At 61.1% G+C, this 16,268-nt stretch carries 7 protein-coding genes and 7 pseudogenes; 7 read left to right on the top strand and 7 right to left on the bottom strand.

The genetic code is table 11. The features are described 5' to 3' along the window. Window positions 1-214: 214 nt before the first annotated feature. From tnpB to IVA93_RS31390, 3 genes and pseudogenes are all read right to left on the bottom strand, one after another. A complete protein-coding gene (gene tnpB, locus IVA93_RS31405) occupies window positions 215-568 on the bottom strand; it encodes an IS66 family insertion sequence element accessory protein TnpB (RefSeq protein ID WP_247789361.1) in 354 nt (117 codons plus the stop codon). Next, window positions 562-2,408, bottom strand: a pseudogene (locus IVA93_RS31400) (recombinase family protein). Before IVA93_RS31400 ends, tnpB begins: the two are co-directional and overlap by 7 nt. Beyond that, window positions 2,398-2,568, bottom strand: coding sequence for a hypothetical protein (locus IVA93_RS31390; RefSeq protein ID WP_247789357.1), 171 nt, complete (start codon window positions 2,566-2,568; stop codon window positions 2,398-2,400). The pseudogene IVA93_RS31400 and the gene IVA93_RS31390 overlap by 11 nt, the downstream one beginning before the upstream one ends. 1,081 nt (window positions 2,569-3,649) lie before the next feature. On the opposite strand from IVA93_RS31390, the pseudogene IVA93_RS31385 reads away from it, so the two are divergent. Continuing rightward, a pseudogene (locus IVA93_RS31385) lies at window positions 3,650-4,761 on the top strand (IS3 family transposase); the annotation flags it as partial. A gap of 334 nt (window positions 4,762-5,095) precedes the next feature. Continuing rightward, window positions 5,096-6,183: pseudogene (locus tag IVA93_RS31380) on the top strand (IS256 family transposase); the annotation flags it as partial. A gap of 284 nt (window positions 6,184-6,467) precedes the next feature. Here IVA93_RS31380 and IVA93_RS31375 read toward each other — a convergent pair. Continuing rightward, complete coding sequence (locus IVA93_RS31375) at window positions 6,468-7,685, bottom strand: IS110 family RNA-guided transposase (protein WP_247789938.1); 1,218 nt, start codon at window positions 7,683-7,685, stop codon at window positions 6,468-6,470. 268 nt (window positions 7,686-7,953) lie between these two features. Between IVA93_RS31375 and IVA93_RS31370 the strand changes: the two are divergent. From IVA93_RS31370 to IVA93_RS31360, 3 genes and pseudogenes are all read left to right on the top strand, one after another. Beyond that, window positions 7,954-8,196: pseudogene (locus IVA93_RS31370) on the top strand (IS256 family transposase); the annotation flags it as partial. Between the two features lie 143 nt (window positions 8,197-8,339). Then, on the top strand, window positions 8,340-9,683 hold the full coding sequence (locus IVA93_RS31365) for an IS701 family transposase (RefSeq protein WP_247789355.1): 1,344 nt from the start codon (window positions 8,340-8,342) through the stop codon (window positions 9,681-9,683). 85 nt (window positions 9,684-9,768) lie between these two features. Continuing rightward, on the top strand, window positions 9,769-10,989 hold the full coding sequence (locus IVA93_RS31360; RefSeq protein WP_247285483.1) for an IS701 family transposase: 1,221 nt from the start codon (window positions 9,769-9,771) through the stop codon (window positions 10,987-10,989). Between the two features lie 182 nt (window positions 10,990-11,171). Here IVA93_RS31360 and IVA93_RS31355 read toward each other — a convergent pair. Next, window positions 11,172-11,932: pseudogene (locus IVA93_RS31355) on the bottom strand (IS5 family transposase). 238 nt (window positions 11,933-12,170) lie between these two features. Then, window positions 12,171-13,391, bottom strand: coding sequence for an IS701 family transposase (locus IVA93_RS31350; protein WP_247285483.1), 1,221 nt, complete (start codon window positions 13,389-13,391; stop codon window positions 12,171-12,173). Between the two features lie 255 nt (window positions 13,392-13,646). Between IVA93_RS31350 and IVA93_RS31345 the strand changes: the two are divergent. After that, window positions 13,647-13,910 (top strand): annotated as a pseudogene (locus tag IVA93_RS31345) (transposase); the annotation flags it as partial. Between the two features lie 234 nt (window positions 13,911-14,144). On the opposite strand, the gene IVA93_RS31340 reads toward IVA93_RS31345, so the two are convergent. Next, window positions 14,145-15,197, bottom strand: a complete 1,053-nt coding sequence (locus IVA93_RS31340; RefSeq protein WP_247385528.1) for an IS110 family RNA-guided transposase — start codon at window positions 15,195-15,197, stop codon at window positions 14,145-14,147. A gap of 62 nt (window positions 15,198-15,259) precedes the next feature. Here IVA93_RS31340 and IVA93_RS31335 point away from each other — a divergent pair. After that, window positions 15,260-16,186, top strand: a pseudogene (locus IVA93_RS31335) (IS3 family transposase); the annotation flags it as partial. Window positions 16,187-16,268: the final 82 nt, after the last annotated feature.

The raw sequence follows: 16,268 nt of genomic DNA, 5'->3' as shown, positions 1-16,268 counted from the left end.
CACTGGACCCGCAGAGAATCGCCCCGATGACGCGGAGGCGGTGAATGCAATTCCGCTCTCGCATCCTGATATCATTGTTGCCGACTGTCGGCCGTCGAAGCGCCGCGGCAAAGGCGCGCAACTCGGCTGGATCGGTCGGCAGCTCATCAGGCAAATCACTCATTGGCCCGAGTCTGCCATGCTCCGCGCCTTGATGCAGCGAAGATTTTATTCCCTACGCAAGTGCTTTCGGTTGCGGGATTCGAGGTGCGTGCATGCGTGTCCAATCCATGCCGGCCAGAAGCGCAGACAACTGCGCGGCATTCATTCGCATGACGCCGTCAACGACCGGCGGCCACTTGAAGGCGCTGCCCTCAAGCCGCTTCCAATACAGCACGAGGCCACTACCATCCCAGACAACGATCTTCACCCGATCAGCGCGCTTCGCACGGAAGACCACCGCCACGCCCTTCATCGGATCGTGGCCCAGCGTCTCCTTCGCCAACAGCGCCAGGCCATCCGCGCCCTTCCTGGAGTCTACAGGTCGCGTCGCAACGTAAATCATGAGGCTGGCGGGCAGCGTCAGCATGAACGTGTCCGTCGAAGCGCCAAGAACACGGGCTTGAACACCGGGGTGCGATAGTACGAGCGCATTGATGTGACGCGCTCGCGGGTCCAGCGATTGCCGTTGCCCGTCTTGAGGCCGTTGTGGTTGAGGAGGCCGGCAATCAGATCGTCGCTGGCGATCAGCACCAGTTGACGCACGGCTTGGATAGTATCGGCAGAGGTGCTGTTGCGCTGTCCGCGCCGGCGCTTGGGCAAGCGCAACTCGCTGTGGACGCCTCCCACCCAGTGGACGATGAGAGCGATTTCGGAGGCCGCATCGTCGATATCGGCCACGACCTCATGGATCAGGGTGCGCACGATGCGCTTCTTGATACGGGCATCGGTCGTCGGCGCTGACCAGACGGTTCGCAGGTTCGACGCCAGGATGCCGAACGAGGCCGGAGCGACGGCGGGATCAGGTGTACTCGCATCAGGCGCGGCAAGTTTGCCCTCGACCTCCGCCACATGGACGAGCGCCCTATTCCAGCGCGCTTCAAGCTCGCTGGCCACCAGCCGGTTCGCGGGGTCAGCGGCATCGTATTGCCGGAAGGCCCGGTCGGCGGCATAGCGCGCCGCTTCGAGGTCGCGACTGAGCGCTTCGCGCACCTGATCCCGCCGTTCCCTGGCTTCCTTGGCGGCCGCGGTTGCAGCGGCGATAGCGCCCGGACCGACGACGCCAAGCAGCGCTTCCTCGACTGCATCATCGACGCGCAGTCCGCCGAAGCCGATGCAGTGAGGGCCACCATTATCCATCCAGGCGCGGCTGCAGCTGTAGCGAGGGATATGGTGCTTCATGCCGGAGTACCGGAGCGTGAGCTTGCGGCCGCAGCGCTTGCACCGGATCAGACCGGCCAGCAGCCCGTCACCATGCTTGGGCGCGCCGTGATGCCGACCCGTGGGAACGTTGCTGCTGACCATTGTGCGGATCGCCTCAAATCTCTCCCAACTCACATATCCTTCGTGGGTGTTGGGCTTCAGCGCCAGCCATTCGTTCCGTGCCTTGCGGTGGATCTTCACGCTCACGCCCGCGGCGCTGTATCCCGCCGCCACAGCCGTCTTACCATAGGTATAGGCGCCGCCGTAGACCGGGTTCTCAATGATCCGGTGGATGGCGGAGTAGCTCGGTCGCCGCCAGGCCGTATCGCCGTTGGTCTCCCTCACCGGCAGATCGAGATTGTACTCGTGAAGCCAGCAGAGCGCCTGTCGCGCGCTGCCCAGTTCCTCGACCTTGTCGAACACCAGCTTGATCGCTTCCTGGACACGCCGATCCGGATCCTTCTCATAACGGCCCCCGGCCTTCACGAAGCCGACGGGCGCCACCACGATTAACTCGCCCCGGCGCGCCTTCTCGTAGCGGGCCGAGAGCGAGCGCTGACGCAACAGATCCAGCTCGTACTCGTTGAGGCTGCCCTTGAGCCCGAGCAGCAGGCGGTCGTTGCCGTGCCTCGGCGCATAGATTGTCTCCTGATCGACCAGAACGGTATCGGACCACGCGGCACATCTCGATGAGTTGCTGCCAATCCCGGCTGTTGCGAGCGAAGCGCGAGACCTCGCGGGCGCAAACCGCGCCAACCTTACCGAGGCAAACCTCCGCTACCATCCGCTCGAAGCCGGCGCGTTGTACCCCGCCGGCGGCTGAACGACGGAGATCATCATCAATCACTTCGATCTCCGACCACCCGAGCACCGTCAGCCGGTCCCGCATGGCGTATTGCAATGCGCTGCTCTCGCGATTGTGCAACAGCTGATGTGCCGAGGATTGACGCACGTAGAGAATCGCCTTGCGCATCCAGATGATGCGGTCTGACCTTGTCAGAGATCATGACCGGCCTCCTTCGTGGGCGGCGTCGCTGTCGTCGCAGCATGGTCGAGGATCAATTGCGTCATCAGGCTCATGAGGGCCGCTCGCGCTTCCGCCGGCAGCTCCCGCCAAGCGGGCGCGCCGATGGCGCCGTTCGACAGGCCGCTCCCGAACAGATCCATCTGCTGCTGCGGCCGCGGTCGTTGATTGTGTCAGTATCCGCTCCCTGGCATTGCCGTCTGGCTTGACATGAGTCGCTCCCCGATTCTGGTCGTGAGAGGCTCTGGATGCGCCAGAAAGCGGGGCAGCTGATGGCGTTCGATCCTTCAACGCTACATCGAGAAGCGCAGAAAGCGCCGCAAGTGCATCGATCCTAACAAGCGGCTGAGCTGTCAGAAACCCGGCGTCATGGCATGCCGTCCGGTCGAACATCCATCGGGAACTTCCAGCCAACGGTCTGCTTGCGATCCGTCCAGGGTGCAGCGAAAAACGACATCGTCGGCCTTGTCGATGGCCCCATGAACGCAAACTCGGCGCCCAAACCAAGGATGATGCCGATAAAGAACCTCGCGAAGAACGGTCCTGTGGGCGTTCTCAAACGTTGTTGTACAACGCACGAAGGCCCCATTCGAGCCTTGACGACATTACCCCGGATCAAGCCTACTTCAACCTTCCGCCGCTCCGCGCGGCGGCCTAATCTCGGCAGAGGCTCCACTTATCGACGCGAAAAGTCTGTTCAGACAAGCGGGACCAGCTCTCTAAGTATCTTTCTGCCGTCGTGAGTCTCTCAGTGGTTAGCGTACTGTGCCCAGTGTGACTTTCCTGATCCTGGCGGGTATTGGGAGGTTTGATCATCCGCGGCAACCGCCTAGGCCCTGCGATTGATGACAGAATGACAAGCGCTTTGGCGCAGCGCCTTCGACGCAGCGCTTCCTGCGCCATACTGCTTCCAGATGCGCTCCAGGTAGGCGTGAACTCATTGCGTTCGGGATGGCGCTATTACCTGGGTTCAGCGCTTTCGGTTAGAACCGTGGGCAATCGCCTGTCTTCACAGCCTTGGATCAAGCTGGCACTTTTTTGCGTGCCGGCGAAGAACCTCGAATCCATCCCGGCTGCAGGTGCGCTGGTCTCATTTGGGCTCTCCAAGTGTTGCTTTGCTTCGGGCTACAAAGTCGATCGTCTTGAGTGAAGTGGACCCCGGAAATAGGACCAAACGTTAAGGTGTGAAGCGTCCTGCTCTGTTTGAACCGACGGAGCACGGATATGACGAAATCACGCAAGAAGTTCGATGCCGCATTCAAGGCCAAGATTGCCCTGGAGGCCCTGCGCGAGGTCGCGACGGTGCCTGAACTGGCGAAGCGGCACGGCGTTCACCCGAACCAGATCTACGGCTGGAAGAAGCAAGTCCTCGACAATTTGGCGAGCCTGTTCGTGCGTGGCGCGACGGCTTTGGGAGATGGCGAGGAGGAGCATGAGCGTGAGACGGCGAAGCTATATACGAAGATTGGCCAGTTGACGGTTGAAAGGGATTTCTTGGCCAAGAGGCCCGGGCGATGACCGTCCCCGAGCGCAGGGCGATGGTCGAGCGCCCTGGCGAGAATTTGTCGGTTCGGCGGCAATGTGAGCTGCTGAATCTGGCGCGTTCGGGCGTCTATCGCTCCGAGCCGGTGACCAGCTCCGACGATCTGGCCATGATGCGACGGATCGACGAATTGCATCTGAAGTGGCCGTTCTACGGCTCGCGACGAATGGTGTTCGAACTCAACCAGGCAGGCTACGGCATCAACCGCAAGCGCATGCAAAGGCTGATGCGCGTGATGGGAATCGAGGCGCTGGTCCCGCGTCCCGGCACCAGCAAGGCAGCGCCCGGCCACAAGATCTATCCATATCTTTTGCGCGGCGTCGGCATCACCGAGCCCAATCACGTCTGGGCCAGCGACATCACCTACATTCCGATGGCGCAGGGATTCCTGTATCTGGTGGCGATCATCGACTGGGCTACCCGGGCGGTACTGGCGTGGCGTCTGTCGAACACGATGGATACGGGCTTTTGCATCGCCGCGCTCGACGAAGCGCTGGCGCGGCACGGCCGGCCTAAAATATTCAACACGGATCAGGGCGCGCAGTTCACCAGCTCAGCCTTCACCAGCAGGCTTGAGGCTGTAGGCATTGCGATTTCGATGGACGGACGCGGTCGTTTCATGGACAATATTTTCATCGAACGGCTGTGGCGCTCGATCAAGTACGAGGAAGTGCATCTGAAAGCCTATGCCGACGGACGCGAAGCGCGAGATGGCATCGGATCATGGATGAGCTTTTACAATCATCGCCGCCCGCACCAGGCGATGAATAACCAGTTTCCGATGGCGGCATGGCGTGCCGGCATCGACAGGATCGAGGCGGCGAGGACTGTGGATATGCCGCTTCGCTTGGACAACGCAAACGCGTTGCCCACATACCCACAGCAGACGCAACAGCAGCAGAAGAAAGCTGCTTGATTTGAACGACAAGGCAGGCCGGATCACACCTTAACTTTGGCGATCCATGGTCCCCGCTCCGGGGTCCACTTCTGAGCGATACTATGTCCCTACACCAAGCCGGACCCGGCAGCGAGCTATCGCCCAAAGTTGGTGACGGCGGGAATCGGAAAGGCGGCATATCGTGGGGGTGCTTGACGCCTCCACTTCTCCACCGAAGGAGCGATATGCCGTGTCCAACGATAACGTCATCCATCTGATTCAACCGGGCATCTTCGACGATCAACTCACTTAAGTCTTGCGCAATGGAGCGCGTGCCCTGCTGGCCCAGGCGGTCGAGGCCGAGGTTGCAGCCATTCTAGGCCAGCATGCCGATTTGAAGACCCGGGACGGCCACCAGCGCGTGGTCCGCCACGGTCACCTGCCGGAGCGCGAGGTGATGACCGGCATCGGTCCGGTCGCCGTCCGCCAGCCGCGTGTACGCGATCGCGAAGCGGACGCCGCCGATCCTGGCCGCATCCGGTTCTCGCCGTCGATCCTGCCGCCCTACATGCGCCGGTCGAAGTCGATCGAGACGCTGCTGCCGATCCTTTACCTGAAGGGTATCTCGACCGGCGACTTCTCTGAGGCGCTCGCTGCGCTGCTCGGCAAGGATGCTGCCGGGTTGTCGGCATCCGCCATCGGTCGCCTGAAGGATGGCTGGCTCGACGAGCACGCCGCGTGGCAGAGGCGCGATCTGTCGGCGAAGCGCTACGTCTACATCTGGGCTGATGGCATCCATCTCCAAGCGCGCCTCGAAGACGAAAGCAGTGCATCCTGGTGCTGATCGGCGCGACGCCGGAAGGCCGCAAGGAACTGGTCGGCTTCACCGATGGCGCCCGCGAGAGCGCGCAGGACTGGCGCGATCTGCTGCTCGATCTGAAGCGGCGCGGGCTCGACGTGGCGCCGCAGCTTACCATCGCCGATGGCGCACTCGGGTTCTGGAAGGCGGCCGGCGAGGTCTGGCCGAAAACGCGCGAGCAGCGCTGCTGGGTGCACAAGACCGCCAACGTGCTCGCCAAGTTGCCGAAGAGCCAGCAGCCGAAGGCCAAACGCGCGTTGCAGGAGATCTGGATGGCTGAAACGAAGCTCGCCGCCGAGCTGGCGCTCGACGCCTTCATCGAGAGCTACGCGCTGAAGTACGAGAAGGCCGCCGATTGCCTGAGCAAGGATCGAGACACGCTACTGACGTTCTACGACTTCCCGGCCGAGCACTGGAAACACTTGCGGACGACGGATGAGATGGACAAGCGATTTTTTTTCATGACCGAGATGACGATTGCAGAAATCGCGTACGTCCATTCTTTTGTTCGGTCCCGCTGCGGGCCATTCTTCCGTCCCGGCCATCGATCTCGCAGCCGCCGCGCGCAGGGGCGGTCAAGGCTGGCCGCATTTGCGGCCACCGCATGGCTTGGCCTTGACCGGCCCGAGCACGGCGGCATGCTGGCGTGGAACGGGACTGCATTCCTGGCTGGCACTTGCCGTCAGGCGGGATTATCCTGGGTGGGCGCGGGCGATCTCGTGGCGAAGCGTGGCGCATCGGCTGCAAGCGCCACCAGGCTGCCCTATTTTGTCTTGCCGAGCTGAGGCGCCCGCGCGCCGGTTTTTGGCCGCCGTGGTTTCCATTGCGTCACCAGGCGCTGGTAGCTTTGCTCCGCCTGTGCGGCAATCAACATCTCGCGGTCGCGCAATGCCTTGATGTTGTAGGCATACGCTGGCCCACGCCGGCTGCCTTTCTGTTGCGGATGTCCGGCTTGAAGTTGCATCGCGCGGGTCTTGATGGCGACCAGTGCCGGGCGCGCCCACAGGTAATCCTCGCCCTTCGTCAACAAATGCCAGCAAAGCACGGTGAGCTTCCGGGCCACGGCCACCGCGGCGATCTGATGGCCGCGCCGGGCGCGGATGCGCACGAAAAACGCATGCAGCGGACCGGGCGCCTTGGCCGCTGCCCAGGCCGCCTCGACCAGCATGGCGCGCGCGTGACTGCGGCCGATCTTGCTGATGCGGCCGTGATGGGCGGCGCCAAGTCCGGACTGCCGCACCCGCGGGTTCAGCCCAAAATAGCTCACCAGCTTCTGCGGGCTGTTGAACCGGCTGATGTCGCCGATCGCCGCCATGATGCCGGCAGCGACCGCCAAGTTGACGCCGGTGATCGTCATCAATCTGTTGACCGCGGAATCGTCGATGGCGTCCTGCGCGATCTCGCGGTCGAGCAGGGCCAGATCTTCCGCCAGCCGGTCAAGCTCGCGGACGTGCCGATCGATCGCCGCGCGCTCATCGTCCGGCAACGGTTGGGCGGCCAACCACGCCCGGCCGCGGCCGTTGAAAAGATCGGCATGCGGGCACTTCGGGATCAGGTGCGCGTGCAGGATCGAATGCACCTCGTTCTTGAGCCGCGTGCGATGGCGCACGACCTGGTAGCGCCGCGCCACCAGCCGACGCTTGCGTTCCGTCTCCGCGTCAGGCGTCCAGATCTGCGGCAGGTACCCAGCCGCCTGCAGACTGGCGAGCGTGCCGGCATCGATCTTGTCGGTCTTGACGTGAGCCTGGGCGATCGCCTTCACCTGCAGCGGATTGGCGATAATCACCCGTGCCACGAACGGTGCCAGAACCCGCGATACCGCCATGCTGTTGCCGGTCGCCTCGACCACCACCTCATCACTGGCCAGCAGGGTCTTGCTAAATCCCTCCAACGCAGTCCGCGTCAAATCAATGCGGCCCGCATGTCGGAGCCTGCCATCCTCCCAAATCACCACCTCCCCGAAAGTTCGGTGGACGTCGATGCCAATCACCCGTCGCATTCGCACCTCCTGCCAATCAGACCACATGACGGGAGCTACGGGCGACACGACAACTACGGATTCGCGCTCTCAGCGCAACCGGGCGAGTCGCAGAGGCGGCCAGCTACTAACTCGAGCTCGCGGCTCATCGAATGCATCGGCCTGCCCGCACCTTCGTGCTCCCGGTGCCTCTGTCCCGATGGTCGCACCATACGCTACGATCTTGAAAATCGCAGCGGAACATCGGCACCGAGAAACTCTCATACCGGTTACCAACCCCATCGAAAGCACCTTCGCCACCGTTCGCCACCGCACCATCCGATCGAAGGGCTGCCTGTCCAACAAGACGGCACTCGCGATGGTCTTCAAACTGCTCGAGGCCGCGCAGAGAAGCTGGCGTCGTCTCGATGGCCACAACCAGTTGCCAAAACTCGTTGTCGGTGTGACATTCAGCGACAGGATCGAGGTCATCGCCAAGCCGACCGACCGTCAGCCCATAACCGCCGCCGCCTGACCGGCTCCGGCCGTCACCAAAATTTGGCGATAGCTCCCCGGCAGCCCTTGCGAGGCGGTACAAGGACTATGCGACAAGCTAGCACTACTTTGGCAGATTGTTGATTTTGCCGCGATTTATAGGATTCCCGAATCAATTTTTCAATGATTCATGGGTGGTCGGCTCTTGGAGGGCTGACCATGCCGGGATGGGAAGACGAACTCGAACGCTGGCTGATGCCGTTCTTGGACCGGCTGGGTCATAAGACCCGACAGCGGATGGTATATGTTGCGGGATTGATCGGTCCTGGCGATCGCAAGAGCGTTCAGCCGATGGCGGAACGCCTTGCCACGAGCAACTACGACCAGTTGCACCATTTCATTGCGGACGGCGTCTGGAACGCGACGCCGCTAGAGACAGAGCTGCTCAACCAGGCGGACCGACTTGTCGGCGGCAGGGATGCGGTGCTGGTTATTGATGACACCTCACTGCCGAAAAAGGGTGAGCGATCGGTCGGTGTTGCGGCTCAATACGCGTCGGCTCTCGGTAAAACTGCAAATTGCCAAACGCTGGTGTCTTTAACGCTTGCGCGCGGGGAAGTGCCCGTGATGGTCGCGTTACGTCTCTTTCTGCCTGACAGCTGGACAAGCGACATGCCTCGCTTGAAGCGCGCTCGCGTGCCAGTCGAACACCGAACGCCGCGGTCCAAGCCGGAGATCGCTTTGGCCGAGATTGACCGCGCGATGGCAGCCAACATACGCTTTGGATGTGTGCTGGCGGATGCAGGATACGGCCTCAGCGCGCCGTTTCGACAAGGGCTAACAGAGCGCGGGCTGGCCTGGGCGGTCGGTATCCCTCGGCACCAGAAAGTGTATCCGGTCGATGTGAAGCTCATTTGGCCGATCACCAAAGCCCGTGGCAAACCACGAAAGCACCACGTGCCCGATATCTTATCGATTGCGGCAGAACAAATGCTGGCCAGCGCCAAATGGAAAACCGTGAGTTGGCGCAGCGGGACGAAAGGTCGGCTCAAAGCCCGATTTGCTGCTCTCCGTGTCCGCACCGCCGACGGCCCTCCGCAGCGGATATGGGATAAAGGTCAGCAGCATCTCCCAGGCGACGAAGCCTGGCTCATTGGCGAGCAACGTGCCTCCGGGGAGAAGAAATACTATCTCGCCAATCTTCCGGCGACGACGGATCTGCGCACGCTGGCCGCCACCATCAAGGCACGGTGGATTTGTGAGCAGGCGCATCAACAGTTGAAGGAGGAACTTGGACTTGATCACTTCGAAGGGCGATCATGGCAAGGTCTTCATCGCCACGCCCTTATGACAATGATTGCCTACGCCTTCCTGCAACATCGTCGCCTCGCAAACGCGGGGCGAAAAAAAAAGAATCAACGGGCCTCCGCCTCAACCGACTATGCCCGCCGTACGTCACGCCATCGTCGATCTCATCCTTCGGCCGCCGCCCCAGCAGTGCCCATATTGCCGAAAGAAAATCCTTGAAAAACAGCGGCGAAAACACATTCCGCCAAAGTAGTGCTAGCATTACAGTTGCTTTTGTTGCGGGCTTCTGAATCCATGGGCAACCATGATTCGAATGTCGTGGGCGCGGGCCGCGTCGGTTGAGGCGACGCTTGCGTTGTGGGCGGCGTCGCTTCGAGAGATCAAGCAACGGATACGTCCGTTGTTCACGCAAGAGCGTGTTGCGACGAATGCAGGTCTGTTCCTGGAAGGTCTGCTCGGAGATGAGCAGCGCAAGACCGGTTGGATGCGCGCGGAGGCGGCTGGCGATCCCGGCCCATGGCGGCAGCAGGCGATTCTGGGTCGTGGAGACTGGGACGCTGATGCCCTGCGCGATATCGTGCACGACTATGTCATCGAGCATTTGGCGGATGACGATGCGGTGCTCGTGATCGACGAGACCGGTTTTCTCAAACAGGGCAAAGCGTCATGCGGAGTGGCGCGGCAATACACTGGTTCGGCAGGAAAGATCACGAACTGCCAGATCGGCGTCTTCGCTGCCTACGTTTCGCGTCATGGCCATGCGTTCATCGATCGCGCGTTGTATCTTCCGAAGGAATGGACCGACGATCCAGATCGTCTGGAAGCCACATATGTGCCTGCCGATGTCGGCTTTGCGACCAAACCAAAGCTTGCGACGAGAATGATCGCACGCGCGATAGCCGGGTCTGTACCATTCAAGTGGGTTGCCGGTGATACCGTCTACGGTGTTGGCAACATCGAACAGCAACTACGTCGGGCAGGCAAAGGCTACGTGCTTGGGGTCAGCAGCGCTCATGTGTTTCGATCCTGGGGCAAGCGACCGCCGGTCGCCGGTACGGCTGCAGACCTCGCCCGGACGCGGCGCTCATCCGACTGGAAGCGCCTGTCGGCGGGAGCCGGAACCAAAGGACCGCGGCTGCACGATTGGTGTTATCTCGAATTGGCGGATCTCGAGGCCGAGCAGTCCAACAGTGCAAATGACGGTTTGTGGACACGCGGTCTACTGATCCGTCGTCGCATTGCCGATGATGACCTCGCCTTCTTCACCACCTGGTGCCCAGCGGGAACAGCCATTGAAACGCTGGTCGCGGTCGAAGGCCATCGATGGGCGATCGAGGACAGCTTTGAAACGGCGAAAAACGAGTTCGGGCTCGATCACAACGAGAGCAGATCCTGGCATGGCTGGCACCGTCATGTGTCCTTGGTGATGCTCGCCTTCGCCATGATGGCCGCGATCCGACATCGCGCTAATCCGCCACCGCCCAAAAAAACGAAACGGCGCCCCCCGGCAAAAGCCAAAACATAACCACCCCACCACTGATCCGTTGGTCAATCCAGGAAATCCGCCGCATTGCTATCAGACTTGCGCGGAAGCGGATTCAACCCGCACACATCATCGCATGGTCCTTCTGGCGCAGAGCTCACCAGGCTGCCGCTCAACGCGCCCACTTCAAATCAAAAAAGCAACTGTAATGCTAGGGTTCAGACTCAATTGATCCAATAAGCGACGAGAGCGGCGAGGTGGACGGCGGCCAAGAAGTTTCTGGCAAGTTTGTCGTAGCGAGTAGCAACACGCCTGAAATCCTTGAGCCGGCAGAAACAGCGCTCGATAACATTGCGCCCTTTATAGAGGCGCTTGCTGAAGCTGTGGAGGGTTACCCGGTTGGATTTGTTTGGAATGACGGGTTTCGCGCCGCGATTGACGATTTCGGCGCGAAAGCCGTCGCCATCGTAGCCTTTGTCCCCAATGAGGGAAGACATGGGCGGCGCGAGCTTCAAAAGGGCCGGCCCTGCGGCAATGTCTGCGGCTTGTCCCGGAGTGAGATGAAATGCGCAAGGTTTGCAATCAGGGTCGCTCAGCGCGTGGATTTTCGTGGTCCGCCCACCGCGCGAGCGGCCGATCGCCTGTTCACACTCCCCCCTTTTCCGCCGCTCGCCGAGCGATGCGCTTTGATCGAGGTGGAGTCGATCGACAAAGCCACTCGGTCCTTGCCGCAGCGGGCGAGCGCTTCAAAGATCGCCTGCCAATGTCCGCGCTTAGCCCAGCGATTGAACCGATTGTAGATCGTCGTGTAAGGGCCATAGTCGGACGGGCAATCGCGCCAGCGTGCGCCGCACTGGAGCATGTGAATGATACCGCTGATAATGCGTCGATCGTCTTCGCGCGCCGGGCCGGTCTGGTTCGTTGGCAGATGCGGCTCTATCTGAGCCCACTGCTTGTCGTTGAGCCAGAACAGTCCTTTGCGCATCGAAGTCCCCCGTGCCGAATCAACTTGGCACCAGGGAATCAGAACTCGCTAATTAGGTACAGACCCTAGCATTACAGTTGCTTTTTTGATTTGAAGTGGGCGCGTTGAGCGGCAGCCTGGTGAGCTCTGCGCCAGAAGGACCATGCGATGATGTGTGCGGGTTGAATCCGCTTCCGCGCAAGTCTGATAGCAATGCGGCGGATTTCCTGGATTGACCAACGGATCAGTGGTGGGGTGGTTATGTTTTGGCTTTTGCCGGGGGGCGCCGTTTCGTTTTTTTGGGCGGTGGCGGATTAGCGCGATGTCGGATCGCGGCCATCATGGCGAAGGCGAGCATCACCAAGGACACATGACGGTGCCAGCCATGCCAGGATCTGCTCTCGTTGTGATCGAGCCCGAACTCGTTTTTCGCCGTTTCAAAGCTGTCCTCGATCGCCCATCGATGGCCTTCGACCGCGACCAGCGTTTCAATGGCTGTTCCCGCTGGGCACCAGGTGGTGAAGAAGGCGAGGTCATCATCGGCAATGCGACGACGGATCAGTAGACCGCGTGTCCACAAACCGTCATTTGCACTGTTGGACTGCTCGGCCTCGAGATCCGCCAATTCGAGATAACACCAATCGTGCAGCCGCGGTCCTTTGGTTCCGGCTCCCGCCGACAGGCGCTTCCAGTCGGATGAGCGCCGCGTCCGGGCGAGGTCTGCAGCCGTACCGGCGACCGGCGGTCGCTTGCCCCAGGATCGAAACACATGAGCGCTGCTGACCCCAAGCACGTAGCCTTTGCCTGCCCGACGTAGTTGCTGTTCGATGTTGCCAACACCGTAGACGGTATCACCGGCAACCCACTTGAATGGTACAGACCCGGCTATCGCGCGTGCGATCATTCTCGTCGCAAGCTTTGGTTTGGTCGCAAAGCCGACATCGGCAGGCACATATGTGGCTTCCAGACGATCTGGATCGTCGGTCCATTCCTTCGGAAGATACAACGCGCGATCGATGAACGCATGGCCATGACGCGAAACGTAGGCAGCGAAGACGCCGATCTGGCAGTTCGTGATCTTTCCTGCCGAACCAGTGTATTGCCGCGCCACTCCGCATGACGCTTTGCCCTGTTTGAGAAAACCGGTCTCGTCGATCACGAGCACCGCATCGTCATCCGCCAAATGCTCGATGACATAGTCGTGCACGATATCGCGCAGGGCATCAGCGTCCCAGTCTCCACGACCCAGAATCGCCTGCTGCCGCCATGGGCCGGGATCGCCAGCCGCCTCCGCGCGCATCCAACCGGTCTTGCGCTGCTCATCTCCGAGCAGACCTTCCAGGAACAGACCTGCATTCGTCGCAACACGCTCTTGCGTGAACAACGGACGTATCCGTTGCTTGATCTCTCGAAGCGACGCCGCCCACAACGCAAGCGTCGCCTCAACCGACGCGGCCCGCGCCCACGACATTCGAATCATGGTTGCCCATGGATTCAGAAGCCCGCAACAAAAGCAACTGTAATGCTAGCATACCTGCAAAGTCACCGTGGCGCCCGCACCCTCGATCTTGGCGAACGGTAGCGTTGAGACGGACGCACGAGGTTACTTGGCCTTTCACAATCCGGGTGACGGCACTCGGCTGTCTGGACAGAGACTGCCGTTCATATCCCCTGACCTGCCCCTGCCGATTTCCTCCAGTTGAAGTTAGAGTCCGGCCTTCTGAAGGACGGACAGATGAAGCGAGCCAGGTTTACGGAAGAGCAGATTATTGGCGTGCTGCGTGAGCATGAGGCGGGTGCGAAGGCTGCCGATTTGGCGCGGAAGCATGGCGTCTCTGAAGCGACGCTGTACAATTGGAAGGCGAAGTTCGGCGGTCTGGACGTCTCCGATGCCAAGCGGTTGCGGCAACTCGAGGACGAGAACGCCAAGCTGAAGAAGCTGCTGGCCGAGCAGATGCTGGATGCTGCAGCGCTACGCGAGCTTTTGTCAAAAAATGTATGACCCGCCCCGCCCGTGCAAGGTCGTTTAATGAGGACGATGCAGTCTGCACAAATGTATCCGGCCTCTTGCAAGTGGGCCGCTGTTGCGGCCAGGCCATGATGAGATCCGCGCGTGCCGTTCCCAGATAAATGGTTCGGGCTCGAAGCCCGCTTTTTTGCACAGGGTTTACGGCGCGCCGATCGACTGTTTCGTCATCACCTTCACGAACCTCGCAGTCTGGAACAAACGGGATCAGCTAAAGGCCGGATCCCGCCGTTCATAGCTTGCGCCGGGCTTGGTCATCACCACCCATGCGATCCGCGCAATCTTGGCCGCCAAGGCCACGGTGACCTTGTTAGTGTGCATGCGTGCCTGAAGTCCATCAAGCCACGCGCCAAGGCGGTATCGCGAGCGATCAAGATGAGTCACGCAGGAACGGGCGCCATGGATGATCATCCGGCGCAGATATCGATTGCCGCGCTTGCTTATCCCCAGCAGCTTCGTTTTGCCTCCCGTAGAATATTCTCTCGGGACAAGACCTAGCCAAGCTGCCATATCGCGGGCCTTTTTGAACTGGCGGGCAGATCCAGCTGCTGCCAAAAGCGCCGTCGCGGCCAGCGGACCAATGCCCGGGATGGTCATCAATCGACGTGCGGTATCGCTTTGAGAGGCAATTGCCTCAATCTCGCGGTTGACCTCGGCAATCCGCAGCTCCAGCTGCCGCAGCTCGTCAAATGTAGATGCAAGAATGCGACGCATCGCCGAGGTTAGATCATTCGACTGATCGGCCAAAACCCTCGGCAGATCAGCCTTGAACTTGCCGGCGCCCTGGTGAATAGCGATCCCATATTCCAGGCAAAAAGCGCGCATCTGATTGATGAGGCACGTCCGTTGCGACATCATCCGATCGCGAACACGATGCAGCGCTTGCAGGTCAATGTGCTCAGGCGACCTTAGCTCGACGAAGCGCATCGTTGGTCTCGTCACGGCTTCGGCGATCGCCGCGGCATCGATGATGTCATTTTTGTTGGACTTCACATATGGCTTCACGAATTGAGCTGGGATAATGCGAACGGTGTGCCCCATGGCGGCGATCTTGCGGGCCAACCATTGTGAGCCGGAGCAGGCCTCCATCCCCACCAAAGCCGGTCCTGCACGTTCGAAGAACTGCAAGAGCGTATCGCGCCGAAAGGTCGCCTTCTGGATCGGCATTCCGGCGGCGTCGAGCCCAACGACGTGGAAAAGGTTCTTGCCAATGTCGATCCCAAACACCGTTGCCGGCCTGGGCTTGTTCCGTGTCCTCATTGCTTCCTCCTTTCAAAAGCCAACTCAGTCTGACTGAGAGGACGGGGCGGGTCATCCCATTAATGGTAGGGCCCGTCGGCAAGCGCGAAGCCGTCGCGCACCTGCAGGCCGTCATGGGTCTGTCGGAGCGGCGGGCCTGCGGCATCGTCGGCGCTGACCGCAAGATGGTTCGGTACCGATCGTGCCGACCGCCGGACACCGAACTACGCGGCCACTTGCGCGAGCTTGCTAATGCCCGTCGGCGGTTCGGCTACCGCCGGCTGTTCGTGCTGCTTCGCCAGCAGGGCGAGCCGTCCGGGCGGAACCGGATCTACCGTCTGTATCGAGAGGAAGGCCTCAGCGTGCGCAAGCGCCGGGCCCGCCGCCGCGCCGTGGGCACCCGAGCGCCGATACTGGTCGAGGCTCGGCCGAACGCCCGGTGGTCGCTGGATTTTGTCCACGACCAGTTCGCCAGCGGCCGTCGCTTCCGGGTCCTGAATATCGTCGATGACGTGACCCGGGAATGTCTGGCGGCCATCCCCGACACCTCGATCCCGGGGCGGCGGGTGGCACGCGAACTGACGGCGCTGATCAATCAGCGCGGCAAGCCGGGCATGATCGTCTCCGACAACGGCACCGAGTTCACCTGCAATGCCATGCTGGCATGGTCGGAGGAGAACAAGATCGACTGGCACTTCATTGCGCCGGGCAAGCCGATGCAGAACGGCTTCTGTGAAAGCTTCAACGGCCGGATGCGGGACGAGCTTCTCAACGAAACCTTGTTCTTCGGCCTCGATCACGCCCGCGCCAAGATTGCGGATTGGGTCGGCGACTACAACGGCCAACGCCCGCATTCCTCGCTCGGCTATCTGACCCCTGCGGCCTATGCCGCCTACCTCACCGCAACGTGCGATCGGCTGCGCAACCCCGACCGGCTCCGCCGATCGCACGTTGCTCACACCGCGCCAAACGGCGTAACATCCGCCGAGACTCTAACCGCTACTGGGTGAAACTTCAGGGGCAGGTCAAGGACGCTTTATTTCAACTGTAGTCCTCGCCGTCCCGCATAAGTGTCAGTGGCTCTACAACAAC

The sequence above is a fragment of the Bradyrhizobium sp. 155 genome (genome assembly GCF_023101105.1).
Classification (GTDB): Bacteria; Pseudomonadota; Alphaproteobacteria; order Rhizobiales; family Xanthobacteraceae; genus Bradyrhizobium; species Bradyrhizobium canariense_D.
Note: the sequence above shows the minus strand (reverse complement) of the source record. Positions and strands in the feature narration are given on the sequence as shown.

Coding starts and splice junctions, on each gene's coding strand:
- tnpB (WP_247789361.1), bottom strand. CDS start 568: ATGCTGACGCTGCCCGCCAGCCTCATGATTTACGTTGCGACGCGACCT.
- IVA93_RS31390 (WP_247789357.1), bottom strand. CDS start 2,568: ATGGATCTGTTCGGGAGCGGCCTGTCGAACGGCGCCATCGGCGCGCCC.
- IVA93_RS31365 (WP_247789355.1), top strand. CDS start 8,340: ATGATTCATGGGTGGTCGGCTCTTGGAGGGCTGACCATGCCGGGATGG.
- IVA93_RS31360 (WP_247285483.1), top strand. CDS start 9,769: ATGATTCGAATGTCGTGGGCGCGGGCCGCGTCGGTTGAGGCGACGCTT.
- IVA93_RS31350 (WP_247285483.1), bottom strand. CDS start 13,391: ATGATTCGAATGTCGTGGGCGCGGGCCGCGTCGGTTGAGGCGACGCTT.
- IVA93_RS31340 (WP_247385528.1), bottom strand. CDS start 15,197: ATGAGGACACGGAACAAGCCCAGGCCGGCAACGGTGTTTGGGATCGAC.